The sequence below is a fragment of the Actinosynnema sp. genome (genome assembly GCF_052038725.1).
In genome coordinates this window covers 1-2,173 of sequence record NZ_JBQGCX010001526.1, presented here as the reverse complement: position 1 = coordinate 2,173, position 2,173 = coordinate 1, and the positions used below count along the sequence as shown (strand labels likewise).

General features: G+C 69.0%; 3 protein-coding genes. 1 reads left to right on the top strand and 2 read right to left on the bottom strand.

The window, feature by feature from the left end; all coding sequences use genetic code 11:
* The coding region (locus ACTUAL_RS32120) for a hypothetical protein (RefSeq protein WP_440902860.1) at window positions 1-387 on the bottom strand (387 nt) is incomplete at its 3' end.
* A gap of 323 nt (window positions 388-710) precedes the next feature.
* Window positions 711-1,325, bottom strand: coding sequence for a DUF3558 domain-containing protein (locus ACTUAL_RS32115; protein ID WP_096492719.1), 615 nt, complete (start codon window positions 1,323-1,325; stop codon window positions 711-713).
* 397 nt (window positions 1,326-1,722) lie between these two features.
* Between ACTUAL_RS32115 and ACTUAL_RS32110 the strand changes: the two genes are divergently transcribed.
* A partial coding sequence (locus tag ACTUAL_RS32110; protein ID WP_440902859.1) for an SDR family oxidoreductase occupies window positions 1,723-2,173 on the top strand: 451 nt, incomplete at its 3' end.

Genomic DNA, 2,173 nt, shown 5'->3' with positions numbered 1-2,173 from the left:
CCCGAGGGCGCCTGACGCTTCACTTTCCACGTTCTTGTACTGCTCGATCGCTTTCTTAATGTTCTCGATGTTCTTCAGCAGAGCTTTTTGCGCCAACTTGTTCGCCCACTGGTAACCACCGACCTCCTCGTTGGCGGAACTCCTCATGGCGACCATCGAGATAGCGCTGTAGAGATCTTTCCCAGGCGACTCGACCTGTGCCACGGCATTGGCCCCCCAGTAGGCCCTGTCCAACTTCTCGACAGCCTCGGTGAGCGCCTCCACGAGCTTGGGCGCCTGGTCGACGTCGATGCTGAACCTGGTCTGCCCGCCCTGCGCGCTACCGAACTGGCTGAGCCCGCTGATAGCGCCCGCGGCACCGCCTGGGGACTGCACGGTCTCAGCCATGAAGCTGATCATTCGAGCGTCACCCGACGAAACCTGAGAGTCTTTTACGTCACCAACCGCCACAACCGCCCCCTGCCCCGAGCACCCACCTGACCGGTGATGATGCCAGACGGGACGCCGTCCGTCAGACATTTCACGGAACGAACGCGCGTCACGCCCGACACATCCGCAGGAACAGCCTTAATTGATCACCGGAACCACCAATCAGCAACGGAAAGTAACCCGACGACCACATGATTCACCCGCACGAGCAAATTCCCCACAAAAAACCGCTCCCGCTCTCCCCCGAACGGGGAAGGGCGGGAGCGGAAGCGTCGAGCGGATCAGCCCTTCGCCGTCTCCACGACCAACCCCGCGACCTCCTGCGACTTCTCACAAGCCGCCGACGCCTCCGGCAGGGCGCTGTTCGTCACGCCCACCAGCACCTGGAACGTCGTCTCCGCCGAGGCCGCCACGATCGTCGTGCAGCGGCCCTTCCCGCCCGCGACCGGCGAGTGCGTGAACGCCTCCAGGCCGCCCACCGTCGTCTCCTCCTTCACCGAGGACGACTCCGCGAACCGCACCGCCTTCGCGAACGTCTCGTCCGGCAGGACGACCGTGTACCGCGCCCCCTTGGTCAGGTCCTTCGGGTTGAAGACGCACGAGGGGCTCCCGCCGGTCTTCCCCGGCTCCGGCACGTCCATCGCCCCCAACCCGGCCACCTGCGCCGCGGTCAGCAGGTCGCACGGGTTCGACGCGTACTTCGACAGGTCCAGCCCACCGGCCGCCCCGCCCTTCGAGCTCGGCGCCGTGCTGCTCTCCGACCCGAACTCGGGAATCCCCGAGGGCGAGCTCGCGGGCGCGCTCTCCGGCAGGGCCCTGCCCGCCGACTCGGTCGAGCAGCCGCTCACCGCGATCACGGCGGACACCGCCGCGACCGCCCAAAAACCCACTCTCACGTTCCACTCCTGTCACAGGCGCCCCGACGAGGGGTCGCCCGATGCCGCAAACGCCCCGGATTCTGGTCCCAGCGGCGCGGAGGACGAGGACCGGCGGTCGCGCGGACCGGCGGGACGGGCTGTTCTCCCCCAGGAGAGGCCGGGCGTGGCGGCGCCTGACCGACGCCCCGCTCGAACCCCCCGCGCCGGAACGGATGATGTCAGAGCGACCCCGCCCGCGTCCGGGAAACACAAGATCAAGACACCGGTTCCGCCAGCGCGCTCCGCGCGGTCACCGCACGATCACCAAGCGCTAGCAGGGGAACCGCAGCAGCGCACCGGCCCGAGTGGACACCCGCGCCTGGGTGGGTGCGGCGCACCCTTCTTCCGCCCCGCCGCCCCCGCCAGGCTCGATGACATGAACACCACCTCGAAGGTCGTCCTCGTCACCGGCGCCTCCTCCGGCATCGGCGCCGCCACCGCCAGGGTCCTGGCCGCCGCAGGTCACCGCGTCGTGCTCGGCGCCCGCCGCACCGACCTGCTCGACGCGCTCACCGCCGAGCTCGGCTCCGGAACCGCCCACGCGCTCGACGTCACCTCGAAGTCCAGCTTCCAGGCCTTCGCCGACGCCGCGCTGGCCGAGCACGGCCGCATCGACGTGCTGGTCAACAACGCGGGCGTCATGCCCCTGTCCCCCATGGCCGAGCTGCGCACCGACGAGTGGGACCGCATGGTCGACGTCAACCTCAAGGGCGTGCTCAACGGCCTCGGCGCCGTGCTCCCGACGATGCTCGCCGCGAACTCCGGCCACCTGGTCAACGTCGCCTCGATCGCCGCCCACGAGGTGGTCCCGACGGCGGCCGTGTACT